This is a genomic window from Mycobacterium ulcerans subsp. shinshuense, from assembly GCF_002355775.1.
Taxonomy (GTDB): Bacteria; Actinomycetota; Actinomycetes; order Mycobacteriales; family Mycobacteriaceae; genus Mycobacterium; species Mycobacterium marinum.
The window spans coordinates 5,217,913-5,242,963 of sequence record NZ_AP017624.1 but is presented as its reverse complement, the minus strand read 5'-3'; the positions used below and the strand labels follow the sequence as shown (position 1 = coordinate 5,242,963).

24 protein-coding genes and 2 pseudogenes are annotated in these 25,051 nt (G+C 66.2%); 19 read left to right on the top strand and 7 right to left on the bottom strand.

Going from position 1 to position 25,051, the window contains the following annotated elements; translation table 11 throughout:
* Window position 1 precedes the first annotated feature (1 nt).
* The 8 genes from SHTP_RS23365 to eccE all read left to right on the top strand — a co-directional run bounded on the left by SHTP_RS23365 (window position 2) and on the right by eccE (window position 7,334).
* Window positions 2-310 (top strand): PE family protein, encoded by a 309-nt coding sequence (locus SHTP_RS23365; RefSeq protein ID WP_011739404.1) that lies wholly within the window; start codon window positions 2-4, stop codon window positions 308-310.
* 2 nt (window positions 311-312) lie between these two features.
* Window positions 313-1,866, top strand: a complete 1,554-nt coding sequence (locus SHTP_RS23360; protein ID WP_096371926.1) for a PPE family protein — start codon at window positions 313-315, stop codon at window positions 1,864-1,866.
* Window positions 1,867-1,902: 36 nt separating this feature from the next.
* Window positions 1,903-2,196, top strand: coding sequence for a type VII secretion system protein EsxG (esxG, locus tag SHTP_RS23355; protein ID WP_011739406.1), 294 nt, complete (start codon window positions 1,903-1,905; stop codon window positions 2,194-2,196).
* Window positions 2,197-2,224: 28 nt separating this feature from the next.
* Window positions 2,225-2,515 (top strand): WXG100 family type VII secretion target, encoded by a 291-nt coding sequence (locus tag SHTP_RS23350; RefSeq protein WP_012392512.1) that lies wholly within the window; start codon window positions 2,225-2,227, stop codon window positions 2,513-2,515.
* Window positions 2,516-2,523: 8 nt separating this feature from the next.
* Window positions 2,524-3,420 (top strand): ESX secretion-associated protein EspG, encoded by an 897-nt coding sequence (locus tag SHTP_RS23345; RefSeq protein WP_015354282.1) that lies wholly within the window; start codon window positions 2,524-2,526, stop codon window positions 3,418-3,420.
* 71 nt (window positions 3,421-3,491) lie between these two features.
* Window positions 3,492-4,910, top strand: coding sequence for a type VII secretion integral membrane protein EccD (gene eccD, locus SHTP_RS23340; protein ID WP_096372630.1), 1,419 nt, complete (start codon window positions 3,492-3,494; stop codon window positions 4,908-4,910).
* Complete coding sequence (gene mycP3 / locus SHTP_RS23335) at window positions 4,907-6,331, top strand: type VII secretion system ESX-3 serine protease mycosin MycP3 (RefSeq protein WP_096371925.1); 1,425 nt, start codon at window positions 4,907-4,909, stop codon at window positions 6,329-6,331. Before eccD ends, mycP3 begins: the two co-directional genes overlap by 4 nt.
* On the top strand, window positions 6,321-7,334 hold the full coding sequence (gene eccE / locus SHTP_RS23330; protein ID WP_096371924.1) for a type VII secretion protein EccE: 1,014 nt from the start codon (window positions 6,321-6,323) through the stop codon (window positions 7,332-7,334). Before mycP3 ends, eccE begins: the two co-directional genes overlap by 11 nt.
* Here eccE and SHTP_RS23325 read toward each other — a convergent pair.
* A complete protein-coding gene (locus SHTP_RS23325; protein WP_096371923.1) occupies window positions 7,321-8,541 on the bottom strand; it encodes an alpha/beta hydrolase in 1,221 nt (406 codons plus the stop codon). The two genes, eccE and SHTP_RS23325, sit on opposite strands and share 14 nt — an antisense overlap.
* A 156-nt stretch (window positions 8,542-8,697) precedes the next feature.
* On the opposite strand from SHTP_RS23325, the gene SHTP_RS23320 reads away from it, so the two are divergent.
* Window positions 8,698-9,489, top strand: coding sequence for a trans-aconitate 2-methyltransferase (locus SHTP_RS23320; RefSeq protein WP_096372629.1), 792 nt, complete (start codon window positions 8,698-8,700; stop codon window positions 9,487-9,489).
* A gap of 17 nt (window positions 9,490-9,506) precedes the next feature.
* Here the strand turns inward: SHTP_RS23320 and SHTP_RS23315 are convergent.
* Together SHTP_RS23315 and bluB are read right to left on the bottom strand one after the other, a co-directional pair.
* A pseudogene (locus SHTP_RS23315) lies at window positions 9,507-10,904 on the bottom strand (sulfatase family protein).
* A gap of 66 nt (window positions 10,905-10,970) precedes the next feature.
* A complete protein-coding gene (bluB, locus tag SHTP_RS23310; RefSeq protein WP_096371922.1) occupies window positions 10,971-11,621 on the bottom strand; it encodes a 5,6-dimethylbenzimidazole synthase in 651 nt (216 codons plus the stop codon).
* 85 nt (window positions 11,622-11,706) lie between these two features.
* Here bluB and SHTP_RS23305 point away from each other — a divergent pair, with 85 nt between their 5' ends.
* Window positions 11,707-12,066 (top strand): hypothetical protein, encoded by a 360-nt coding sequence (locus SHTP_RS23305; RefSeq protein WP_015354289.1) that lies wholly within the window; start codon window positions 11,707-11,709, stop codon window positions 12,064-12,066.
* Here SHTP_RS23305 and SHTP_RS23300 read toward each other — a convergent pair.
* Window positions 12,050-12,532, bottom strand: a complete 483-nt coding sequence (locus tag SHTP_RS23300; RefSeq protein ID WP_096371921.1) for a hypothetical protein — start codon at window positions 12,530-12,532, stop codon at window positions 12,050-12,052. The two genes, SHTP_RS23305 and SHTP_RS23300, sit on opposite strands and share 17 nt — an antisense overlap.
* 56 nt (window positions 12,533-12,588) lie before the next feature.
* Here SHTP_RS23300 and SHTP_RS23295 point away from each other — a divergent pair, with 56 nt between their 5' ends.
* Together SHTP_RS23295 and SHTP_RS23290 are read left to right on the top strand one after the other, a co-directional pair.
* Window positions 12,589-13,257: a phosphatase PAP2 family protein gene (locus SHTP_RS23295; RefSeq protein ID WP_096371920.1), complete on the top strand. Its 669-nt coding sequence runs from the start codon at window positions 12,589-12,591 to the stop codon at window positions 13,255-13,257.
* Between the two features lie 105 nt (window positions 13,258-13,362).
* Complete coding sequence (locus SHTP_RS23290) at window positions 13,363-14,019, top strand: L,D-transpeptidase family protein (protein WP_096372628.1); 657 nt, start codon at window positions 13,363-13,365, stop codon at window positions 14,017-14,019.
* Window positions 14,020-14,027: 8 nt separating this feature from the next.
* Here the strand turns inward: SHTP_RS23290 and SHTP_RS23285 are convergent.
* Window positions 14,028-14,536: pseudogene (locus tag SHTP_RS23285) on the bottom strand (nuclear transport factor 2 family protein).
* 59 nt (window positions 14,537-14,595) lie between these two features.
* Here SHTP_RS23285 and SHTP_RS23280 point away from each other — a divergent pair.
* From SHTP_RS23280 to SHTP_RS23265, 4 genes are all read left to right on the top strand, one after another.
* On the top strand, window positions 14,596-15,825 hold the full coding sequence (locus SHTP_RS23280; protein WP_096371919.1) for a hypothetical protein: 1,230 nt from the start codon (window positions 14,596-14,598) through the stop codon (window positions 15,823-15,825).
* A 152-nt stretch (window positions 15,826-15,977) separates the two neighbouring features.
* Window positions 15,978-17,858: an Hsp70 family protein gene (locus SHTP_RS23275; RefSeq protein ID WP_096371918.1), complete on the top strand. Its 1,881-nt coding sequence runs from the start codon at window positions 15,978-15,980 to the stop codon at window positions 17,856-17,858.
* Window positions 17,859-18,079: 221 nt separating this feature from the next.
* Window positions 18,080-19,516: a DUF7159 family protein gene (locus tag SHTP_RS23270; RefSeq protein WP_096371917.1), complete on the top strand. Its 1,437-nt coding sequence runs from the start codon at window positions 18,080-18,082 to the stop codon at window positions 19,514-19,516.
* Window positions 19,517-19,583: 67 nt separating this feature from the next.
* Window positions 19,584-19,970 (top strand): Rv0313 family protein, encoded by a 387-nt coding sequence (locus SHTP_RS23265; RefSeq protein ID WP_011742259.1) that lies wholly within the window; start codon window positions 19,584-19,586, stop codon window positions 19,968-19,970.
* 47 nt (window positions 19,971-20,017) lie between these two features.
* On the opposite strand, the gene SHTP_RS23260 is transcribed toward SHTP_RS23265, so the two are convergent.
* Window positions 20,018-20,728, bottom strand: a complete 711-nt coding sequence (locus tag SHTP_RS23260) for a DUF3060 domain-containing protein (protein WP_015354297.1) — start codon at window positions 20,726-20,728, stop codon at window positions 20,018-20,020.
* A 63-nt stretch (window positions 20,729-20,791) separates the two neighbouring features.
* Here SHTP_RS23260 and SHTP_RS23255 point away from each other — a divergent pair, with 63 nt between their 5' ends.
* A complete protein-coding gene (locus SHTP_RS23255; RefSeq protein WP_096371916.1) occupies window positions 20,792-21,820 on the top strand; it encodes an NADP-dependent oxidoreductase in 1,029 nt (342 codons plus the stop codon).
* Here the strand turns inward: SHTP_RS23255 and SHTP_RS23250 are convergent, their stop codons facing one another.
* Entirely contained in the window at window positions 21,821-23,122 is a 1,302-nt protein-coding gene (locus SHTP_RS23250; RefSeq protein ID WP_096371915.1) for an ISAs1-like element IS2404/ISMul1 family transposase, read from the bottom strand.
* Window positions 23,123-23,398: 276 nt separating this feature from the next.
* Between SHTP_RS23250 and SHTP_RS23245 the strand changes: the two genes are divergently transcribed.
* Window positions 23,399-24,277, top strand: a complete 879-nt coding sequence (locus SHTP_RS23245) for a glycoside hydrolase family 16 protein (protein ID WP_096371914.1) — start codon at window positions 23,399-23,401, stop codon at window positions 24,275-24,277.
* 99 nt (window positions 24,278-24,376) lie between these two features.
* Window positions 24,377-25,036, top strand: a complete 660-nt coding sequence (locus SHTP_RS23240; RefSeq protein ID WP_096371913.1) for a muconolactone Delta-isomerase family protein — start codon at window positions 24,377-24,379, stop codon at window positions 25,034-25,036.
* Window positions 25,037-25,051 lie beyond the last annotated feature (15 nt).

The window sequence follows — 25,051 nt, the reverse complement described above, 5'->3', positions numbered from 1 at the left end:
CATGACGTTGCGAGTGGTTCCGGAGGGATTGGCCGCGGCTAGTGCTGCGGTGGAAGCGCTGACCGCCCGGCTGGCGGCTGCGCACGCAAGCGCATCCCCAGTGATCTCAGCGGTGGTGCCCGCCGCGGTCGATCCGGTGTCGTTGCAGACTGCGGCCGGGTTCAGTGCCCAAGGCATTGAGCACGCTGCGGTGGCGGCCGAGGGTGTCGAAGAGTTGGGACGAGCCGGTCTCGGCGTGGGTGAGTCCGGCGTGAGCTATCTCGCCGGCGATGCGGTTGCCGCTGCCACCTACGGGATCGCAGGCGCCTGACAATGGCTGTTGCCGCCTGTCCTATCTGGATTGCGTCGCCACCCGAGGTGCATTCGGCGATGCTGAGTAGCGGTCCCGGCCCGGCTTCGCTGCTTGCAGCGGCCGGAGTCTGGAGCGCGCTCAGCGCCGAGTATGCCTTGACGGCGGCGGAACTCAGTGAGGTACTGGCGGCGGTGCAAGCGGGAGCCTGGCAGGGGCCAAGCGGTTTCCAGTACGTGGCCGCGCATCTTCCGTATGTGGCGTGGCTGCTGCAGGCCAGCGCCGATGGTGCCGGCAAGGCGGCCGAGCACGAGGCCGCTGCGGTGGCCTACTCGGGCGCGTTGGCGGCAATGCCGACGCTCACCGAGCTGGGTGCAAATCACGCCCTGCACGGTGTCCTGGTCGCAACAAACTTCTTTGGGCTCAATGCGATTCCGATCGCGCTCAATGAAGCTGACTACGTTCGGATGTGGGTGCAGGCCGCTACCACCATGGGTTTGTATCAGGCGACTGCGGGTGCGGCGCTGGCCTCGGCGCCGCGCACCGGTCCGCCGCCGAAGGTGGTCAACCCCGGCGGTGGGCAGGTGGCTCACCTTGCCGCCGAGGCGGCCCAGGCGCAGTCCGGGGCCGCAGCGGCAGGGGGCTCCGACCCCTGGCAGTTGCTTTGGCAGTTGCTGCAATATCTGTGGAATGCCTACACCGGGTTCAACACCTGGATGTTCGATTTGATCTGGGAATTCCTGCAGGACCCAATCGGAAACACGATCAAGATCATCATCGCGTTCCTGACCAACCCGTTGCAGGCCATCATCACCTACGGCCCACTGTTGTTCGCGTTGAGCTATCAGATTTTCTTCAACCTCGTCGGCTGGCCGACCTGGGCCCTGATCTTGAGTTCTCCTTTCCTGCTGCCGGCGGTGCTGGGTCTGGCCTTGAGCGCCATAGCGTTCACGCCCATCCAGATTGCGGCGGAGGTACCGGCCGCGGCCGCGCCACCGGCCGCCGCGGCCTTCACTGCCAAGTCTGTGTTCCCGGCGGCCAGCCTCGCTTCGCCGGGCACCGGCTCCGCGGGGGCTCCTGCGTCGGGCGCCGGCGCCGGCGCACCCGGAACTGCGCCACCGGGCCCGGGCGCTCCGGCGCCGGCGAGTTTTCTCTATGCCGTTGGTGGCAGCGGTGATTGGGGTCCCAGCCTGGGGCCAACGGTAGGCGGTCGAAGCGGTGCCAAGGCGCCGGCTGCGACCATCCCGGCGGCCGGCGCGGCGGCGGCCAGCCGAGCCTCCGCGCGCAGCCGGCGACGTCGGCGAACCGAAATGCGGGACTACGGCGACGAGTTCCTGGATATGGACGCAAATGGTGTCACCGGGCCGGCGGCGACCGACGACGCCGCACGGGCGTCCGAGCGTGGGGCCGGGCAATTCGGCTTCGCCGGCACCGTATCCACCGAGGCGGTGTTGCAGGCCGCGGGCCTGACGGAGCTCGCCGTGGACGAATTTGGAAACGGTCCCCGGATGCCGATGGTGCCGGGCAGCTGGGACAGCCCCCAGGAAGGGAGAGAAGACGGTTTACAAAGTGAGTGACCGAAACCCACGCCGAGAGGAGACAAGGAGATAGTTATGAGTCTTTTGGATGCACACATTCCACAGTTGGTGGCGTCGCAGGCAGCGTTTGGTGCGAAGGCCGGATTGATGCGCCACACCATCAGCCAGGCCGAGCAGGCTGCGCTGTCGGCGCAGGCTTTTCACCAGGGCGAGTCCGCGGCATCTTTTCAGGCCGCCCACGCGCGTTTCGTCGCGGCAGCCGCCAAGGTGAACACCTTGCTGGATATCGCGCAGGCGAACCTGGGCGAAGCCGCCGGCACCTATGTGGCTGCCGACGCTGCGGCCGCCTCTGCGTACACCGGTTTCTGAGTCCAGTCATAGAACGAAAGGGTTTGTGATGTCACAGATCATGTACAACTACCCGGCGATGCTGGCCCACGCCGGGGACATGTCGGGCTACGCCGGCACGATGCAGGGGCTGGGTGCCGACATCTCCGCCGAGCAGGCCGCGTTGTCCAGCGCCTGGCAGGGTGACACCGGGGTGACCTACCAGGCGTGGCAGGCGCAGTGGAACCAGGCGATGGAAGACCTGGTGCGGGCCTACCAGTCGATGTCTGGAACCCACGAAGCCAACACCATGGCCATGCTGGCTCGCGACACGTCCGAAGCCGCAAAATGGGGCGGCTAATCCTTTAAATGGAGTCAATGCCCAACGCAGTTGAACTCACGGTCGAGAACGCGTGGTTCATTGCGGAGATGGTTGGCGCGGGCACCTTTCCGTGGGTGCTCGCGATCACCACGCCCTACAGCGATGAGGCCCAGCGCAGTGCCTTTTTCGCGCGGCAACGAGATGAGCTGACCCAGCTAGGTCTGTTGTCCTCGGACGGTGTGGTCAATCCGGCGGTGGCCGAGTGGATCAAAGTGGTCTGCTTTCCCGAGCGGTGGCTGGACCTGCGTTACGTGGGTCCAGGCACGGGCAACGGCGGCGAGGATCTGTTGCGCGGCATCGTGGCGCAAAGTGCCGGAATCATGGGCAAGGCCGGCAAGGCCCACCCGAGCTTCAACACCGTTGTCGCGCTGCGTAAGGCCCAATTGGTCACCTTCACGGCAATGGACATCGACGACCCCAGGGCCCTGGTTCCGGTGCTCGGGGTCGGACTGTCGGCCCGGCCGCCGGCCCGCTTCGAGGAATTCAGCATGCCGATGCGGGTTGGCGCCAGGGCCGATGAGCGGTTGCGCTCCGGCGAGTCGCTCGACGAGGTTCTCGACTACCTCGGCATTCCAGTTTCGGCGCGGCCGGTGGTCCAGGCCGTCTTCTCCGGGCCGCGCAGCTACGTCGAGATTGTCGCCGGCTGCAATCGCGACGGCGAGCACACCACCACCGACGTCGGCCTGAGCATCGTCGATACCACCGCGGGGCGAGTGCTGGTCAGCCCGTCGCGCGCCTTCGACGGTGAATGGGTTTCCACCTTCAGCGCCGGGACTCCCTTCGCGACAGCGGTCGCGATAGACCAACTGATCGCTAACCTGCCGGACGGCCAGTGGTTCCCCGGCCAAAGGTTGTCCCGAGATTTCTCGAGTCAACCCTCCTAGTGACCTCCTAGCAATGAGAAAGAGAGCATGATGTCCCAGCAACGGCCGCAGCGCCTTTCGAGGGCCCAATGATGTCCGGCACCGTCATGCCGATCGTCCGCGTTGCGATTCTGGCGGACAGCCGGCTGACGGAAGTTGCGCTGCCCGCGGAGTTACCGCTACGCGAAATCCTGCCTGCCGTACAGCGGTTGGTGATTCCGGTGGCCGAAGACGGTGACGCTGGATCGGCCGACCTGGGCATAGCTGGACATCTGAGCCTGGCGCCCGTCGGTGGGGCGCCGTTCAGCCTGGACGCCAGCCTGGACGCCGTCGGGGTGGTCGACGGCGATCTGCTCGTGCTGCAGCCGGTACCCACCGGTCCGGCCGCGCCGGGAATCGTTGAGGACATCGCCGACGCGGCCATGATCTTCTCGACTTCGCGGTTGCGGCACTGGGACGCCCGGCATCTGCAACGCGGCGCGCTGGCGGCGTTGATCAGTGTGGCGCTGGCGGGATCCGGGCTGGCGGTCGCCTACCGGGCGGCCACCGGTGCACTGGCCGGACTGCTCATCGTCAGTGTGATCGCGGTGGCCATGGCGTTGGCCGGTCTGCTGTTGGGCGCCCGTTCGCCACGAACCGGTATCGCATTGTCGATCGCCGCGTTGGCGCCCGTCGGCGCGGCGCTGGCGCTGGCGGTGCCCGGATCGTTTGGTGCCGCGCAGGTGCTGCTCGCGGCCGCCGGCGTGACCGCTTGGTCGCTGATCTGTCTGATGGTTCCCGGTGAGCAGCGTGAGCGCATCGTCGCGCTGTTCACCGCCGTGGCTGTGGTCGGGGCCGCGCTGTTGCTTGCGGCCGGTGCCGAACTGCTCTGGCAGCTGCCGGTGTCGAGCATTGGCTGCGGGTTGATCGTGGCGGCGCTGCTGGTCACCATCCAGGCTGCTCAGCTCTCCGCGGTGTGGGCGCGCTTCCCGTTGCCGGTGATCCCGGCGCCGGGGGACCCCACCCCGTCGGCTCCATCGCTGCGAGTGTTGGAAGACCTGCCGCGGCGGGTGCGGGTCAGTGACGCCCACCAGAGCGGTTTCATCGCCGCGGCCGTACTGCTCAGCGTGCTGGGGTCGGTGGCAATCGCGCTGCGCCCGGACACGGTGAGCGCTCTGGGCTGGTACGTGGTCGCGGCAACCGCGGCGACCGCTACGTTGCGCGCCCGAATTTGGGATTCGGCCGCCTGCAAGGCATGGCTGCTCACCCAGCCCTATCTGGTAGGCGGGACGCTGTTGGTGCTCTACGCCGCGACCGGCCACTTCATTGCCGCCTTCGGCGCATTGGTGGTGCTGGCCGTGCTGGCGGTGGCCTGGGTTGTGGTCGCACTGAATCCCGTCATTGCGTCGCCGGAAAGCTACTCGCTGCCGCTGCGGCGGCTGTTGGGCTTCCTCGCCGCGGGCTTGGACGCCTCGCTTATCCCGGTCATGGCGTATCTGGTGGGCTTGTTCACCTGGGTGCTCAATCGATGAAGCGGGCCGATTCGGCCTGCCTCACAGCAATTCTGGCCATTTTCACCACGGGTGCGTTGTGGGCTGCGCCGCCGGTATCGGCGATCAGCCCTCCGGCGGTTGATGACTCGGTGCAGCCGCCAAGCGGCACCCCCGGGCCCGTACAGACGATGGAGCAACGTGGCGCCTGCAGCGTCTCGGGGCTGATTCCCGGTACCGACATCAGCGTCCCGGGAGCCAGCCAAGCGATGCTGAACCTTCCTGCCGCATGGCAGTTTTCGCGTGGTGAAGGTCAGCTGGTGGCAATCCTGGACACCGGCGTGCAGCCGGGCCCACGGCTACCCAACGTCGATGCCGGTGGCGACTTCGTGGATTCGACGGACGGGCTGACCGACTGTGATGGCCGTGGCACCCTGGTCGCCGGGATCGTCGCCGGCCAGCCCGGTAACGACGGCTTCTCGGGGGTGGCACCCGCGGCACGCCTGCTGTCCATCAGAGTGACATCGGACAAGTTCTCGGCCCGCTCGAGCGGCGGGGATCCTTCGGTGGAGCGAGCGACGATCGACGTCGCGGCCCTGGGGCGGGCCATTGTGCATGCCGCCGACCGGGGCGCGCGGGTGATCAACATTTCCTCGATCACCTGTCTGCCGGCGGACCGCCAGGTCGACCAGGCCGCGCTCGGCGCCGCGATCCGCTATGCGGCCGTGGACAAAGACGTGGTGATTGTGGCCGCCGCCGGCAACAGCGGAGCTGGTGGCTCGGGCAGCGGCGGCACGTGTGAGTCCAATCCGCTGACCGACCTGAGCCATCCGGACGATCCGCGCAACTGGGCCGGCGTCACCTCGGTGTCGATCCCGTCGCTGTGGCAGCCCTACGTGCTGTCGGTGGCATCGTTGACTGCGGGTGGACAGCCGTCGAAGTTCACCATGGCCGGGCCGTGGGTGGGCATCGCCGCTCCCGGCGAAAACATCGTCTCGGTGAGCAACGCTGACGGCGGTGGTCTGGCCAACGGCCTGCCCAACCAGCGCCAGCAACTGACGCCGCTCAGCGGCACCAGCTACGCGGCGGGCTACGTCTCCGGCGTCGCCGCACTGGTCCGCAGCAAGTATCCCGAACTGACCGCGGCGCAGGTGATGCATCGCCTCACCGCCACGGCACACAGCGGTGCGAGGGATCCGTCCAACGTCGTCGGAGCCGGAATTCTGGACCCAGCGGCGGCGCTGACCTGGGAGCTGCCCGCCGCCGACGGGGGTGCGCCGCAGGTGGCACCGGCAAAGCCGGTGTCAGTTCCGCCGGCACCGCAGCCGCGGAACACCACCCCACGAAACGTGGCGTGCGCCGGCGCCGCCGCCTTGACGGTGCTCGTTGCGGGTGTAGCGGCGACCGTGGCAATAGCGCGCCGACGCAAGGACGCCGAAGGAAGGACTGCGCGTGAGCTTTGATCGATCCATACCTCGGCCGGGCTCCGGGCGGATCACCCTGGCGCTGCTCGCGGTGGTGCCCGCCGTGATGGCCTATCCCTGGCATTCCCGCAGGGACTACTGGCTGATCGGCATCGCCGCCTTCGTCGTGATCGTGCTCTTCGCCTGGTGGCGCGGGCTTTACCTGACAACCATCCTGCACCGGCGAGTGGCGATGATGCGCCGTCGGCCCGCTGAGCCAGGGGCCGAAGCCGACACCAGCACGACGGTGACATTGCGCATCGGGCCGCCCGCCTCCGACATCGACGTGCTGCCGCTGCCGGTAATAGCTCGATACCTGAACTGCTACGGCATCCGCGTTGACGCGATTCGCATCACCGGCCGCACCACCGGGTCGGGTGAAACTCAGACCTGGATCGGACTGACGGTGTCGGCGGCCACCAACCTGGCGGCGCTGCAGGCTCGCGCAGCGCGCATCCCGTTGCACGAGACCGCCCGGGTTACCGCCCGCCGGCTCGCTGATCACCTGCGCGAGATCGGCTGGGAGGTCAGCTTGGTCGCGGCCGAGGACTTGCCGTCGCTGCTGGATCCCGACTCCGATCACGCTCTCCGCGAGACCTGGCGGGGCGTGCAGCACGGCGACTCGGAGTATCTGGCCGCATATCGGGTGATTGTGGACGCTGCGCTGCCCGACACACTGGCCGAGATCTGGTCGCATCCGGCGTTGGAAACCTGGATGGCCATCGAGATCGCCGCGCGCGGTCGGTCGGGAGCCGATTATTCGGTTGCCGCCGCGTGCGCATTCCGCACCGATGAGCAACCGGCCGTCGCAGCACCGTTGGCCACCCTGATACCGCAACGGGGAAACCATGGGCCCACGCTTGCGGCCATGGAACTGTCCTCCACCCGTGCGCTCGACGGATACGCCGACGCGCCGGAGAACCTGCTGATGCGGCTGGTGTGGTTCACCCCGGGTGCCGGGTTGCACCGCGCTGCGCCGACCGAAACCGCTAGTCGAACATGAAGTCGCCCAGGAACGCGGTCATCCGCCGCAGATAGTCCAACTGACTCACGTGTAGCACGTGACTGCCGGGAAACCAGTGCAGCGCGCAGCGATCCCAGTGTTCCCAAAGCGTTTCCGCGTGATCGGGTGGAGCCATCCGATCGCCCAGGCCGGCGATGATCATCCGGCGGTGCTTGGGTAGTTGCGGCCGGTAGTTCAGCGGGCTGTGAAACGCCAGCCCGGCATCCAGCTCGCCGCGGCTGATGCTGGACAGGCACAGTCCGAGCCGGACCAGTTTGCTGGCCGGGAACCATTGCTCGAATAGCTTTGCTGGTGTGACGACCGGACAGTTCGGGATCACGGCCTCTAGCCGGTTTTCGACCGACGACACCAGCGCGGAGGTAGAGCCGCCCAGCGATATGCCAGTCAGTGCTACTCGCGTGACACCGGTGTGGTGCAGGTAGTCCACGATAGACCGGAAGTCGTACACCGCTTGGGCCATCGACTCGGCGAAACCGCTCAACCCGCTTGCGAAGAATCCGAAACCGTTAAATGGCGAGAATCTTTCGGCTCGCTTCCCATGAAAAGGCAACGTGTACAACAGCACGTCATAGCCGGATCGGTAATACCACGGCAGGGAGAAAAACAGTCCGTTGAGCAAGTACGACGACCCCATGAAGCCATGAATGACGCACAGGGTGGGCCGTGGCCCGTCGTCGTGGCGCCAGTGTTGCGCGCGTACGACGTTGTTGGAAGTCAGTGCGCTCAAGTGCTGGCGCATGTTGGGGTTGATCGCGCGAAAGCCGCTGGTGAAAGAGATGTCGTCGACGCTGCCACGGGCGATCCACTCCGCCAGCGGGCTGGCCGGGCGGGCCGAAATCCTGGGCAATTCGGTGGGCGCCGGAAAGGACTTGCGTGGATCTTGTTCGGCCGCGAGCTCGGCATAGAAATTCAGGTTTGCCCGCTCACCACCGGAGTCGAGGCGGCGCAGTGCGTGAGCGACCACGGCGGGTGCCACGGTGGTGGACAGCAGTGAGGACGCGTAGGTGCGTAGCGCGATATCGCCGACTGCCGATGACTCGACAACGAGGCGTTGCCGAAGCGACAGCGCCGACAGTGGGGGCAGGCCTTCGGCACCGGCTTCCCCGCCGGGCACATCGGGAATCGGGACCGGCGGATCAATGGGATCGGTCTCAGAAGTCCCGGACGTCTCCGAAATCTCCGACATCCCGTCGATGCTATCGCGTCGATATCCCAGAGCGTGGGTTGTTCCGACAGTATCGTCAATTTCTGCGTGGGTTTGGGTGCGTGTTAGGGGCGTTTTCGGTAAGTAGGTTTGTCCTATGGCACCCATCTGGCGACGGTGTTGATCAGGAGGACCGATATGTGGGATCCCGACGTCTACCTAGCCTTTGCGGATCATCGCGGCCGCCCGTTCTATGACCTGGTCTCGCGGATAGGTGCCAAACGGGCGCGCCGAGTGGTCGACCTCGGCTGCGGGCCGGGCAACTTGACCCGATACCTGGCGCGACGCTGGCCCGAGGCGATCATCGAAGCGTGGGACAGTTCGCCGCAGACGGTCGCGGCCGCCCGGGAACGTGGAATCGATGCCACTACAGGCGACTTGCGCACGTGGAAGCCGAAGCCTGACACCGATGTGGTGATCAGCAGCGCCGCGTTGCACTGGGTGCCCGAACACGCCGACCTGATGGTCCAGTGGGCAACGGAGCTGCCGCACGGATCGTGGATCGCGGTTCAGGTTCCGGGGAACTTCGAAACACCATCGCATGCTGTGGTGCGTGCGCTGGACCGCCGCGAACCCTATGCAAAACTGATGCGCGACATGCCATTTCGGGTTGGTGCCGTGGTCGGCTCACCGGCAAGCTACGCAGGTTTGTTGATGGACGCCGGATGTAAGGTCGATGCCTGGGAGACGACCTATCTGCACCAGCTCACCGGCAAGAATTCGGTGCTGGAATGGATTACCGGCACCGCGCTGGTTCCGGTGCGGGAACGGCTCGACGACGTGAGCTGGGAACAGTTCCGCCAAGAACTGATTCCGCTGTTGGATGACGCCTATCCGCCGCGGTCCGATGGCACGACCATGTTCCCCTTCCGGCGGTTGTTCATCGTGGCCGAGGTGGGTGGCGCCCGCCGCTCCGCTGACGTTTCCTAGTTATTGTCCTGTGCGACTTAACCTTCGATGTCACGGTCCGCCGCGGCTGACGAGTCCTCGCGTGGCGTCGGCTGATGGCTCTTCAGGTAGGTTTCGGTATAGCGCGCCGCGATGTGGGAACCGGCGAAATCCGAAGGGATCACGTCCCCGGTGCTCTGGCGCCAATCGTTGAGGAGCGCCGCCAGTTCGGCCGCGACAGGATCCGCGGACGCGGCGCCCTCGCCGGCCAGCAGGTTGGCGGTCTCGGTGGGGTCGCTGCGCAGGTCATACAATTCTTGCGCCGGACGCGGTGACGAAACCAGGGGTGCGACCGCCAGCCCGGACGGGCTTTCCTCGATGTCCTTGGGCAAATCCAGCATTGGCCGCGAGACGTAGTTCTCGATGTAGCTGTATTCCATGGTGCGGATAGCCCGAATGGGATCGAACGAGTCGTGGTAGGTCTTCATGGCGTAGACATGCTCACGAACCGGCCGGCCATCCGCGTCGGCCTCAGGCGAGATCAGCGCGTGCGCGTGGGAGAGGCCTTCGACATCGGCGGGAATGTCGATTCCCAACAGGCTCAGCAGGGTTGGTAGCAGGTCGACCCCGCTGAACAATTCGTCATAGACCCGAGGTGGCACCGCCAGGCGCTTGGGCGGACGGACGATCATTGCAATGCCGGTACCGGCGCCATACAGCGTCGACTTGGCGCGGGGAAAGGCCGGGCCGTGATCGGTCAGGAACACCACCCAGGTGCTGGCGTCCAGCCCGGTCTGTTCGAGCGTGTCCAGGATGCGGCCGACGGCCGCGTCCGCGGTGGTGATGGCGCCATAGAAATCCGCAAGATCCTGACGCACTTCGGGGGTGTCGGGCAGGTAGTCGGGCAGGTGGACGGTCGAGCTGACCGCGGGCTCGTAGCGTTCGTGCGGGTAGGGGCGGTGAGTTTCGAAGAACCCGGCGGTGAGCAGAAACGGCTACCCGGCAAGGGCTGCGACGCCCTCATGCAGCCAGTTCTGCACTTTGTCCACCACGTAGTCGCAGTAGGAACTCGAGACGTCCAGCTCATCAAAGCCCAGTCGACTCGGCTGCGAAGTCTCGTGTTGCATCCCGAAAAGCGCTGAATGCCAGCCATGTTCACCGAGCAACTGGGGCAGGGTCCGGACACCGGAGCGGTACTCCCAGCCGTGATGGGCCAGACCTACCAGGCCATTGCTCTGCGGGTAGCGGCCGGTGAACAGCGAGCCGCGCGATGGCGAGCACAGCGGGGCGGTGGCGTGCGCGCGGGTGAACAGGATTGCCTCGCCGGCGAGCCGGTCCAACCGCGGGCTGTCGACATCGCGGTGGCCGTAGGCGCCCAGGTAGCGCCCCAGATCGCGCCAGTGCACGATCAGGACATTTTGCCCGCCGTCGTTGCTGCCGCTGCCCGCACCCGTCATCTTGGCCTCACCCCTTCAGCGCGCTCGCGGCGGCGACGATACCGGGTGCAGCGGATGCGCCGAAGGTCACGGCTGGTCCCACCGGTTTTCCGAAACAAACTCCGGCAGTGGCCGCGCAACGGCCCATCCGTCCAGCTCCAACGCCGGCTGCTGCGGAAACTCGGGCACCGGGCCCAGGCACAAGACTGCCACCGGTTCGGCCCCGTCGGGCATCCGCAACAGATCCGCCAACCGATGCGGGTCGAACAGCGACACCCAACCCATGCCCAGGCCCTCGGCGCGGGCGGCCAGCCACAGATTCTGGATCGCGCAGGACACCGAGGCGAGATCCATCTGCGGCAGCGTTCGCCGTCCGAAGATGTGCTCGTCGCGCCCGTCGCGCAGGGCCACCACCATCAGCTCCGCGCACTCGAGAATGCCTTCGACTTTCAGTGCGAGAAATTCCTCGGCCCGCTCGCCCAGCGCCCCGGCGGTCAGCGCCCGTTCCTCGTCGACCAGGGTGTGGATGCGTCTGCGCAGCCCCGTGTCGGTGATCCGGATGAACCGCCAGGGCTGCATCAGGCCCACGTTGGGTGCGGCGTGCGCGGCATGCAATAGGCGTGTCAGCACGTCCTCGGGCACCACGGCGCCCGGGACGAAGTGGCGCATGTCCCGCCGCTCGGTGATCACGCGATACACCGCTTGCCGTTCTTGGGCGGTGAATGCGTAGTCAGTCACACAGCCATCGTAGAAATGTGAAGACTAGGAAGAGTACGAACACTAAGACGAGCATTGCGAAGGCAGACAAACGAAAGGGTGGCCCGTGAAGGTTCCCGATGTTTTCGACGACCTGCCCGCCGACCCGGCGGTCAGACGTGTCTATGGCGAGCCACACGTCACCCCCGACGGTGCGACGGTGATTCCGGTGGCCAAGATCCAGGAAGGCCGCGGCCGGCTCCGCCGCGGCCCGGACGCCGACTCCGGGCAGCCCTACGGCCTGGCTGCCGTCCCGATCGGCGTGTTCGTCATCCACGGCGGCGACGCGAAATGGGTGCCTGCCGTCGATGCGAACCGCATCGCGCTGGTCGGAGTGCTCACCGGCCTGTTCGCGGCGGTGATCGGCAGTCTCGCGGTGCTGCGGCGTCCGCCGTGGCCCGACATCACCATCAGGGACTGTAGGTAACCCCGACCGCGCGGAAGACGTACTCCGGCGGCACGTCGAAGGCGAATGAACGCAGCGGCAGCCGCGCCAGCACGTCCTCGGGGATGTCCGCTTTGAAGTGCAGCGAGAGGTCGCCGTGAAACCGCGGGTCGACCTTGGCGACATCGATATCGACCTGCACCCCCGTCGACGAGATCTCGGCCGTCGCCGCACCGCTGTGGGGTGCGTCCCAGCGCACGTCGATGGCCCGGCCGGCTAGCTTGGGCAGCGAGGAGAGGGTGCCCAGTACCCGCTCCTGGGTGAACGCCAAGGCGCCCGGATAGCTCGCGACGCTGTGTGAGGCCCGTACGCCCGGGATGGTTCCGGTAAATCGCCTGGTGACCGGAACATACTCCTCGAGGTAGATGAGCCCTTCGGCCTCGACCTGAGCCCGAAAATCCTCGCTGAGCTTGCCGATGCCGAACAGCCGCCGAATGATCACCGCCATGCCGCCAGTATGGGCCCGTTTTCGCGGCGCTGCATCGATGCTGGTATCCGTTGAGCATGACCCGCCCACGAATGACTTTGCCTCTTCTGCTCGCCCTGGCCGCCATCGTTGTCTACGCACTGATGTGGATCGGCTATCGCCAGGACTGGGGCTGGCTGCACGCCATGGACTGGTCGTTGTTGAACGCGTCCCATGACATTGGGGTCAAGCACCCGGGATGGGTCAACTTCTGGTTCGCCGTCTCGTTTGTGCTGGGCCCGATCACCACGCGAATCGTCGGCTTGGTGGCGATCACGATCGCGCTGGTGCAGCGCAAGATGCGGATGGCGCTGCTGTTACTGGCCTGTGTGCCGTTGAACTGGATCGTCACCATGATCGCCAAGGGACTGGCGGACCGGCCGCGACCGGTGACCAAGCTCGTCGCTGCGCATTCCGCCTCGTTCCCGTCGGGGCACGCCCTGGAGCTCACGGCCAGTGTCCTGGCGATGTTGACCTTCCTGCTTCCCATGATCCGGGTGCACTGGATGCGCATCCTGGCAGTGGTCGTGGGTGCGCTGAGCGTGTTGTTGGTGGGGATATCCCGAGTCGCGTTGAACGTGCACCACCCCTCCGACGTAATCGCCGGTTGGGCGCTGGGCTACGTGTATTTCTTGTTCCGGCTGTGGGTGCTTCGGCCGGTCCCGGTAGCTGAGCAGGAGCCGGCCGAGCTGGTCAGCGCGGGTTAACGCCTTACCGCGCTGCGGGTTTCGCCGGGTGATCTCGGAGCAGTGACCCAACCGGAACGAAACCTTTACTTGACCTTCAGGTTTGGCAACCTTGACGATGAAACGGTGCGTCGACTGGTAGCTGTTCTGTTCGCTGGAGTGTGCACCGTCGGTGTGGCGGTAGGGCTCGCGCCGGTGACCGCGGCGGCGGGTAATCCCTGGTTTGCCAACTCGGTCGGCAACGCCACCCAGGTGGTTTCGGTGGTCTCAACCGGCGGCTCGAACGCAAAGATGGATATCTATCAGCGCACCACCGCCGGCTGGCAGCCGCTCAAGGCCGGGATCACCACCCATGTCGGTTCGGCGGGGATGGCGCCGAAGGCCAAGAGCGGCTATCCGGCAACCCCGATGGGCGTCTACAGCCTCGACTCCGCGTTCGGCACTGCCCCGAATCCCGGTGGGGGACTGCCCTATACCCAAGTCGGACCCAATCACTGGTGGAGCGGCGACGACAACAGCCCCACCTTCAACTCCATGCAGGTGTGTAAGAAGACCGACTGTCCGTTCAGCACGTCCGCGAGCGAAAACCTGCAGATTCCGCAGTACAAGCACTCGGTGGTGATGGGCGTCAACAAGAACAAAGTTCCCGGGGGCGGCTCGGCGTTCTTCTTTCACACCACCGACGGCGGCCCCACCGCCGGGTGCGTGGCGATCGACGATGCCACGCTGGTGCAGATCATCCGCTGGCTGCGTCCCGGCGCGGTGATCGCAATCGCCAAGTGACCCTCAGATCAATCGGCAAGAGCGCGACCGGGTTTCACCTGAAAGCCGATATTGGCCAATGACATCGTCGCCTCGTAGGTGCGGTCGTAGCCGGTGGCGCTGATCCGCCAGCCGGCCGCGGTGCGCCGGTACTGGTCGCGGTAGAACGCCGCACCGATGAGCATGAAATCGGCTTCGGCGACGATCACCCGGTCCTGCAAATACCAGCGGCCGGTCGCCGTATCGCCGGTGACGGTGATTTCCGGATGGGTAACCCGATGTTCGGTGATGATGGTGGGGCCCAGTGCTGAGCGCATGTAGTCCACCAAGTCGGTGCGGTTGGTGAAGTGCAGCTCGGTGCCGACCGACGACCCGTAGTCGCCGACGACATCTTCGGTCAGGGTGTCGGCGAATTCGTCCCAATGCTTGGTGTCCAGCGCGCGTGCAGGTAGCGGTATTTGACCTGTTGGATCGCCGCAATGTCGGCGGTGACATCGGGCGAGACATCGTTTCGGCTCATCACGCCATTGCAGCACAACTGCTGCCCGGCGCGCCCCGCGTCTTTGGACTCGGCCCGCGGTGGCTTACCTTGGGAGTATGAGCCAATCCCGGTACGCGGGGTTGTCCCGCAGCGAGCTGGCAATCCTGGTACCTGAGCTGCTGCTGATCGGCCAGTTGATCGATCGTTCGGGGATGGCTTGGTGCATTCAGGCGTTCGGCCGCGAGGAGATGCTGCAGATCGCCATCGAAGAATGGGCGGGTGCCAGCCCGATCTACACCAAGCGCATGCAGCGGGCGCTTAACTTCGAGGGCACCGACGTGCCCACCATCTTCAAAGGCCTCCAGCTGGACATCGGCGCTCCGCCGCAGTTCATGGACTTCCGCTATGGGCTCCATGATCGCTGGCACGGTGAATTCCACCTGGACCATTGCGGCGCCCTGCTCGACGTCGAACCAATGGGCGATGAGTACGTCTTCGGGATGTGTCACACCATCGAGGACCCGACGTTCGATGCGACCGCGATCGCAACCAACCCACGCGCCCAGGTGCGTCCGATTCACCGCCCGCCCCGTAGCCCAGCGGACCGGCATCCGCACTGTGCCTGGACGGTCATCATCGACGAGGCCTATCCCGAGGTCAAGGGAATTCCGGCGCTGGACGTGGTCCGTGAAACCAAGGCCGCCGCTTGGAAATTAGCTGCGATCGATCCCTCCGAGGAGGGGCTGGCGGACTACTCGGGTGCGCTCCTGTCCGATCTGGACTTCACCGACTTCTCGCACTCCGCGCTGGTGCGGATGGCGGAGGAAGTGTGTCTGCAGATGCACCTGCTCAACCTGTCGTTCGGCATCGCGGTGCGCGAACGGGCCGGGGCGGACGCCGAACTGGCCGTATCCGTGGGCACCCGCCAGTTGACCGGAGTGGCCGGTTTGGCCGCCGAACGCATTCAACGGGCGCTGGGACTACCCGGCGGCGCCGAAGGGGTGCTGCGGGTGTTCGAACTGCATCCACTGTTCAATCTCGCTGGCTACGTTGTGGCCGAGACGGTTGCGGACCGACTGCTGGTTCATCGCTCGCCGGCCCACGACGACGGGGCATGGATTTCGCTGTGCACGCCGGAATCCGTGCAGCCGCTGCAGGCGATCGCGACCGCCGTCGAACCCCACCTCGAGGTTCGGGTGGCCGGGACGGACACCGACTGGACTGCTGAGCTGGTGCGAACCGAAAAACCGGCCGACGAGCTGCCGGAGGTGTTGGTAGCCAAGGTAAGTCATGGTGCACAGTTTCAGTTCCAGCCCAGGCGTTCGCTGCCCCTCACCGTGGTCTGATTTGGCACCGCCTGTCAAGGTGGCGTCTATACCTTTTCGATGACGATACGGCCTCGAGCGCATACCAATCAGATTGGCAAGGAACTATATACGGCCCGTTCACGACTATGGTTAACGCTGGCCACCGACCCTTTCGACGAAAGTATTCTCATATGTACGACCCGCTGGGGTTGTCGATCGGGACCATGAACTTGGTTGCGGCGTCTAACGGTAAGCCTGCTGTTATTCGCCGTGCCGTGCTCACACTGTACCCGCACTGCGCCCCGAAAATTGGTGTGCTCGGCGAGAACCCGAGCCTGGACCAGCCCGGCACCTTCATGAGCGGCTTTGTCGAGCGCATCGGTGACTCGGTCGCATTGGTGTCTCCGGACGGATCGGCTCATGATCCGGATCTTCTGATGGTCGAGGCGCTGGACGCGATGGTTGTTGCTGCCGGGGCTGATTCGAGTTCCTCCGAAATTGTGATTGCTGTTCCGGCGCACTGGAAACCGACAGCGGTACAGGCGCTGCGTAACGGCTTGCGGACACACGTCGGCTTTGTCCGCAGTGGCATGGCGCCTCGGCTGGTCCCGGATGCGGTGGCGGCGATGGCGGCGGCGAACTCGGAACTGGGTATTCCGGCCGATGGGGTCGTGGGCCTGCTGGATTTGGGTGCCTCGGCCTCCTACGTCACGCTGATGGAGGCCAAGTCGGATTTCGAGCCCGTCCGCGCCACAATGCGTTACGAGGACTTCTCGGGCAATCAGATCGACCAGGCGTTGATGCTGCACGTCATCGAGGAACTTGGCCCCAACGGCGTCGACCAGGCCGGGACCGCCGCGGCCAGTCAACTCGGCCTGCTCAGAGAGCAGTGTCGTGCCGCCAAAGAGCGGTTGTCCATTGACGCGGTAACGGAATTGGCCGTCGATCTCGCCGGATCCGCGGCGACCATTGAGGTCACGCGAGATCAGCTAGAAGACCTGATCCAGGATCAGCTCACCGGTTTCGTCTATGCGTTCGATGACCTGCTCGCCCGTAACAACGCCAGCTGGGCCGATCTCTCGGCGGTGGTCACCGTTGGTGGCGGCGCCAGTATTCCGCTTGTCACACAACGTCTTTCCGTCCATACCAGGCTACCCGTGCTGGCCGTGCCGGAACCGGCGTGCGCGGCGGCAAACGGTGCGCTGGCGCTGGCCGCCCGCGGCAAGGAACTCGACTTCCGCACCCGAACGTCGATCGGTTTGCCGGCGGCTTCGGCGGCTACCGCCGCAACGACAGTGATCGAGCCGCCGGCCGGTGACGTCATGGTGATCGACCAGGACGCCCTGACCGATCGCGAATTGGCCTGGTCACAGACCGACTTTCCCAGTGAAGGGCTGGTGCGATTCGAGGGCGATTCCTACAGCGAAGAGGGCCCCTGCTGGTCGATGCGGTTGAACATGATCGAACCGCTCAAAGAACCGGCGTGGCGGCGATTTCGGGTGTCCCAGGTGCTGATCGGACTCTCGGCCGTGGTGGCGATGACCGCGATCGGGGGCGTGGCATTCACGTTGACGGCCATCGAGCGCCGCCAGAGTCCGGTAGTGCCCAGTGTGGGGCCGCTACCGGCGCCATCTCGATCCATTGCCGCGAGCTCCGCGCCGCCCAAGGCGCTGGAGCCAAGCTTTGTCCCACCGCCCGCCAGCGCCGCGCGGGCGCCCAGCGCCGCGCCCGCTCCCACCAGTGTCGCGCCGCCGCCGCCACCGCCGCGTCCGGTCGCAACGGCGACAACCACGGTGGCGCCCCCGGTGACGACCACCAAGACGACGGTGCCGCCCACCACCGCCGCGACGACCACCCCGACGACCACGCCGCCGCCGACCACGACGGCGCCCCCAACCACGACCGCGCCGCCGAGCACCACCTCGACGGTCAAGATGACCACGGAGTGGTTGCATGTCCCGCTGTTGCCGATCCCGATACCCATCCGGGTGCCGGCCAGTCAGGCGCCGCCGAGTCCCGTCTCGCAGAACCCCGGCCCGCAGAACCCCTTCATGAGCCCCGGCACCCCCTGAGCTAGCACCGCAGCGCCGGCCGATTTGAGCTTGATCAGAATCGGTCCGCGCCCTGGCCCGGGCGAGTAGTGTTTGAGCTGGCAAAACTGCATACGCGCCAGCTGATCCGGATGTAACTCGTCGCACCCGCATTGCGGCGCGAAGACTGTCGACGGCGGCCCGCGCGGTGCGCTCGTCCGCCCCAGACTCCATGGCTAGCTATCACCCGGCTTGGAGGGGCTATGGACATCGTGCTTGGGGTATCGATGGAGCCCGGTGCGGTTCGCTTGGTGCTGGTCGAAGGCATTGATGCGGACGGGGTGACGGTCGAGGAAGACACGTTCGAGCTCGACACGGCCGACCGCTCGCAAGGCGCACCCGCTGCCGCGGTGGCCGCGTTGATCGGCACCCGCGAGGGTGCGATCGAAGGCGGCTACCGGCTGATGTCGGCGGGCGTGACCTGGACAGACCCCACCGACGTCGCGGCCCTGCGTGCCGAACTCGCCGGACATGATGTCGGCAGCGTCATGCTGGTCTCGCCCCTGCTGGCCGCCGCCGCGCTGGCCCAAACGGTTGGCTGCGCGCTCGACTACGAATACATCGCGATGCTGTTCGTCGAGGCCGACAGCGCGACGCTGGCCGTAGTTGACATCGGCGACGGCTCGATCGTCGACCTGCACCGCAGGTCGTTGGGTGCCGAATCCACGGCGGCCGATCTGACTTCGCTGGTGGGCGGGCTGGCGACCGCGCAGTCGGTGGCCGAGGGCGTGTTCGTCGTCGGCTGTGGGGTCGACATCGTCGCGCTCAAGCCCGTGCTGGAGGCGGCGACGTCGCTGGTGGTGAGCGTTCCCGAGGAGCCGGACATGGCGCTGGCCCGGGGAGCGGCGCTGGCGTCGGCCAATGCGCCGCTGTTCGCCTCGTCCACCTCGGCGCTGGCCTACGCGCTGGATCCGGGCACCGGCGAGGTGAATCCTCGTGCGCTCGCCCCCAGCTACCTCGACGTCTGCGCCAACGCGGACCGCGGCGCCGGCGCGCTGGCCTACAGTGCCCTCGCCGATGACGGCGAAGACGCCGTCGAGGGCCGGCGCCGGCCGCTGGTGCTGGCCGGTAGCGCGATGCTGGGGATTGCCGCCTTTGCCGCCGGGCTGATGGTGGTGACGCTCACCTCGGACGTCCGTCCCGCTGCGGCCACCCAGCCAAGCCCGCGAGAAGGGGTTCTGACCCCAGCGTCGCCGGCGGCTCCGCCGAAGACGGCGACTCCGGTGCCGGCCAAGGCGCCCGCGCAGGTGCCCGCCCCTGGTCCGGCGCCGGCAGCGTCCCCGGTTCCGGTGGCCGCCCCGCCGTCGGTGGTACAGCCACCCCCGGTGGTGCGGGCGCCGCGCCCAACGGTGGTCAAGCCGCCGCCGCAATACATTGCGCCCGCGACGCAACCCCGGCGGACTCCGGCCCCGCAGGCTCCGGCACTGACCCCGGTGCAGGCCCCGGCCCCGGAAGTGCCGCCGCCGGTCGCGGTGCCCGAACCCGCCCCGGCCCCACCGGTGCCTACCCAAGCCCCGATGACGATGTACCTGCACCTGCCGTTCGTATCGATTCCCATTCCGATCAACCCGCCCCCACCCCCAGCACCGCCGCCGGAGCCGGCGCCGGTCGAGCCGCCACCGCCCGAACCCGGGCCGTAGGCACGTGGCGCATCGGCTTGGGTGCGCGCAGACTGGGCATCAAGGGCATGAACCGCGAGGAGATGGTGTGGGCGACAACGGTGGTTTCGGATTTGATCCCGACGACTTCGATCGGGTGATCAGGGAGGGAAGTGAGGGGCTGCGCGACGCGTTCGAGCGAATCGGCAGGTTCGTCTCCGGCCCGGGTGACCGGCCCGCGTGGTCGATGATCTTCGAAGATCTCGGGCATCGCCGGCGCCCCGCGCCGGAAACCGCGGGCGAAGCCGGCGACGGCGTGTGGGCCATCTACACGGTGGATGCCGATGGCGGTGCCCGCGTCGAACAGGTCTATGCGACCGAACTGGACGCGTTGCGGGCGAACAAGGACAACACCGATTCCAGGCGCAAGGTCCGCTTCTTGCCGTACGGCATCGCGGTCAGCGTCCTGGACGACTCGTCCGGCGAGCCCGAGTAGTCGGACCCGCGCCGGTGCCGGCCCGCGAGATGCGGGTGCCGCGCTGGTCAGCCTTGTTCGATGACATTCCCGCTGCCGGACTTGCTGATCTTGGGTGAGCCCGACTGGTAGGTCACCTTGTTGTTGAGTCCCGAGGCCGTGATGCGGTCGGCGGTCTCGACGGTGACCGTGTTCTGCAGCCCAGACACCGAAACGCTGGCGCAGTGGCCGGTGATGGTGACCGTGTTGGACATTCCGCTGACATTGACGATGTTGTCATTGCAGGTAATCGTCTGGCTCTGGTTGACACCCACAACGCTGATCGTGCTGCCCGCGGGCGGCCCGGCCGACGTCGATGGCCCGGCGGTCGGGGTTTGGGTCTTGTTCCCCGGGGACATCGGCCCCGGTGGGGTAGAGATCACCGTGGTGCCGGGCGACAAAGTTGTGAACGGTTCGGAAACCCGGTTTACCGCGAACAGGGCGACCGCTGCCACCGCCCCCAGGATGCCGACGACAAAAACGGCGGCAATTATCCAGAACGCCCGGTTGCCCGAGGACGAACGCGGCGTGGCCCCGGGGAAGGCCGGCTGATAGCCATAAGGCGGTGGTGACGGTGGCACCGAGCCCGGCGGCGGCTGGTAACCCGGATAACCCTGGTAGTTCTGGTAGGCAGACTCGCCGGCCGGCTGTGAGCTGCCCAGTTCGGATGCGCGCGCCGCATCGGCCAGCGGTTGCTCGAGCTGGCGGATCCGAGCTTCGGGGTCATCCTCTGGATTCATGCACAGATGCTCCCACACCGGATTCGTGCCGAATAGGGCCTCTTCCTTGGGTAGTTTCGGTATGTGTCGGACTTGCTGAACAGTCAGATCGTGTTGCGTCGTCGCCCCAGCGGCCTAGTCCAACCCGGAGACACGATGCTGGTCACCATGCCGGCACCCGAACCGGCCGACGGTGAGGCGCTCCTGCGTACCACCTACGTCGGTATCGATGCCGCCGCACGGACCTGGCTCGATGACCAGCCCGGTTACCTGCCGCCGGTGCGCTTGGGTGAGGTGATCCGGGCCGCCGGGATCGGTGAAGTGGTCGAATCACGTTGCGACGCTTACGCCGTCGGCGACGTGGTGACCACGCTGACGGGGTTTCAGGAGTACGTGATCATCCGCGACGACGTGTTCAGCACGCCGATTCCGGGCGAGGATGACCAGTTGGCGATCATGTCGGTGTACGGCCCCACCGGCGCCACCGCCTACTTCGGCATGACCGACATCGGCCGGCCGCAGCCGGGGGAGACCGTGGTGGTCTCCGCCGCGGCCGGCGCCACCGGGTCGATCGCCGGGCAGATCGCCAAGATCGCCGGCGCCCGAGTGGTGGGCATTGCCGGTGGGCGGGAGAAATGCCGGGCGGTGGTCGAGAACTTCGGTTTCGACGCGTGCATCGACTACAAGAACGACGACTTGGACGCGGCGCTCAAAGCGCACTGCCCCCGGCGCGTCGATGTCTATTTCGACAACGTCGGCGGCCCGATCCTCGACGCGGTGCTGGGCCGGCTCGCTCCCAAGGCCCGAGTTGTGCTGTGCGGGGTTATCTCTAGCTATCTGACCGGTGAACATCCGGGGCCGGCCAACTACGTCAACCTGCTGTCCAAGACCGCGTTGATGCAGAGGTTCAACGCGCTCGATCAATGGGGCCGTTTCGACGAGGCCTTCGCCAACCTGCGCAAATGGGAGGCCGAGGGGCGTCTCAAGCACCGGCAGACCGTCTACGAAGGTATTGACTCCTGCGTAGATGCGCTTAACGGATTGTTCACCGGGGCAAATATCGGCAAGACGCTGGTCAAGCTCGGCGAACCCTCAGGGCTCCGGCGTTGTTGATTAGCAGGCTTGTGAGCTGGGGAATTGTGGATTGAGGAGGTCTAGGCGGCGGTTGGCGGTCAAAGCGGTGATCCGGCAGGCTTCGGCGATGTTGTCGGCGCCGTTGAGGCGGTGCAGATTGATCGCGGTGTTGCGTAGCGTTGCTAGGACCTGTGCGCCGTTTCCGGTATGTGCCCTTTGACGGTCTTCGTCGAAGGTGACGTCGCGTATCCAGTGCAGGCTGTTCTCGATTCCCCAGTGTTGACGCATCCAGGTCATGATCGCGGTAGGGCGGGCGTGCTCGAACGGCAGGCTGCAGATGGCATAGACCACCTCCACGCTGCGCTGGTCGGTGGCGGTGATCAAGCGTTCACGAGTGATCCGGATGATTTGTTTTGCGTAGGGGAAGCCGATTCCTCGTGCAGCGGTGATGATTTGCAGGGTGCGGGTCTCGACACGGCCGTGGCCGCGGGAGTCGTCGGTAGCGGCTGCGGGCACCTCGGCCCAGGGCAGCGCGGTGATACGCGCAAGTATTTTGGCTTGGTTGGACTTGACGATCATCAGGTAGTGCGACTTCAAGGTGGCGCAGATCAACTTCGCGGTGACGACCTGGGTATGCATCGCATCCACGGTGACCAGCCACCGCAAGCTACCCGGCAGCAGCGTGAGCAGGGCACGTACGCAGGGAATTTCATTGCTTTTCTCGGCGACAGCGAGTTGACCGAGCACCAATCGGGCACGGTGGGCGAACACCGACACGAGATGCGTGGCTGTCGCTTTGGCGCGTAAAGCACCACGCAGCATCTTGCCGTCCAACGCGATCGGCACCAATCCACTGGGGTCGCTGCTGGCCACGTGTGCAGTGAAGTAACTGCCCATCCTGGCGTTGAGGTCGGCGGGGTCTAGCCGAGACAAAACAGCGCGGAAGGTCTTCTCACTGGGCCGCCGGAACCGGACCCCTAATTGGGCCAACACATCATCGGGAGCGGTGGCCGCCCATGTGGCAAAACCAGCATAGCCGCGCATCCCCGCGGCAGTGGCCAGAACCGCGATCGCCAACAAAGCCATCAGCGAATACCTCCGACCGCGTGGGTCCCTCGGGTCTGGCACCGAGGCCAACACATCGAGAAACTCCGATCCGATGAGCTCGCTGCGCTCACCAGGACTCCAGCGGTCGAACACCTCTGGAACCGACGACACAGGCAATACTGAAACGGTAGGCGCGGGCAACTCCAGACCAACGACGAACAGTAACCAACTCGATCGTTCTCCAGATAGCCCGTGCCTACACTCCGGCCCCAATAGCGCGGCACCAAAGATCATCAACCCAGCTCACAAGCCTGCTAATCAACAACGCCGGAGCCCTGGGCGAACCCTCAAGTGGCTAGGGCGCTTCGGGGTTGGTGGACTTCGCGCTGTACCGAGATGCGTTGTGCTGATCTGCTTTTCGCGGATCGATCGCGGAACCGAGCCGTCCCGCCGCGACCGGCACCCGTTGGCGGGCCGCGGAATTATTCCCCGGTTAGCGTTGTGACCTGCGGTTATCCCAGTATTGCTCGCTCGGAGTCAACGTAGCGGGGCGTTAGCTGCTATCGTCCCATGCTCATGCAGGAGATTGATCGCCGTCGCATGATCATGATGGCAGGATTTGGCGCGCTTGCGGCCGCTATCCCGGCCCCGACTGCCGGCGCCGCACCGATCCCGCCGGCCGCGCCGGAACCCGCCCCCGCCGCCCCCGCGGCGGGCGCCGGCCCCATATTTCTGTGGCACGACGAGTTTGACGGCCCGGCCGGCTCTGCCCCCGATCCGTCCAAGTGGCAGGTGTCCAACCACCGGACGCCAATCCGCAACCCAGTGGGCTTTGACCGGCCCGAATTTTGGGGGCAGTACCGCGACAACCGTCAAAACGTCTTCCTCGACGGCAACTCCAACCTGGTCCTGCGCGCCACCAGGAGCGGCAACGACTACTTCGGTGGCCTGGTGCATGGCCTCTGGCGCGGCGGCATCGGGACCACCTGGGAAGCCCGCATCAAGTTCAACTGCCTGGCGCCCGGTATGTGGCCGGCCTGGTGGCTGTCCAACGACGATCCCGGCCGCAGCGGCGAAATCGACCTGATTGAGTGGTACGGCAACGGCTCCTGGCCGTCGGGGACCACCGTGCACGCCAACCCCGACGGAACGGCATTCGAGACCTTCCCGATCGGTGTGGACGACAACTGGCACAACTGGCGGGTCACCTGGAACGTGACCGGCATGTACTTCTGGCTCGACTATGCCGACGGCATGCAGCCCTACTTCAGCGTTCCGGCCACCGGCATCGAGGACTTGAACGAGCCCATCCGTGAATGGCCGTTCAACGACCCCGACTACACCGTGTTCCCGGTGTTGAACCTTGCGGTCGGTGGTTCCGGTGGCGGCGACCCCGCGGCGGGTACGTATCCCCAGGAAATGCTCGTCGACTGGGTGCGCGTCTTCTAAGGGCTTCACACGCTCTACCGCGTGACCGCGGTACCCGAAGTTCCTGGCAGTTCTTGCGCTGTAGGCATCCGGTGCGCAACGGTGGCACCGGGAGACAGCATGGAATTTCTGGTCAGCATGACCATCGAGGTTCCCCGGGGCACACCGGCGGCTGAGATCGATCGGGCCCGGGTGAGCGAGAACGCCGGCTGGCGTGAGCTGGGTGCCCAGGGTCGCCTGCTGCGGTTGTGGCATCCGCCGTGCGGACCGGGCCAATGGTGCACCCTGGGCCTGTTCGCCGCGCGCGACGAGCCGTCACTGCGCAAGCTGCTGGCGACGGTGCCGCTGCAGGATTGGCGCAGCGACGAGGTCGCCGTGCTCAGCGCCCACCCCAACGACCCGCTCGGTGCTGGGGTAACCCCTCGGCCCGGTAAGGGGCCGGAATTCTTGATCACGACCACGCTCACCGGCCCGTCCGGCACGTCGGCGCGGGTTGTCGACGACGCCACCGAGCGCGAGGCCCGCCGTTGTCACGAGCTGGCCGAGGCCGGTCATCTGGTGCGGTTCTGGGCGCTGCCGGCCGGCCCGGACGGCCCGCGGATGCTGGGGTTATGGCGTGCGCGCGACCCCGGCGAGCTGATGGCCGTCGTGGAGTCGCTCCCGCTTTCGGGGTGGATGACCATCGAAACCACCCCGCTGCGACCACACCCCAGCGACCCGATCCGGCTGTCTTGGGCGCGTCGCGCGGGAGACTGGCGCAAACCGAACCGCCAGTGCTGAAGCCCGCGCCCGGGC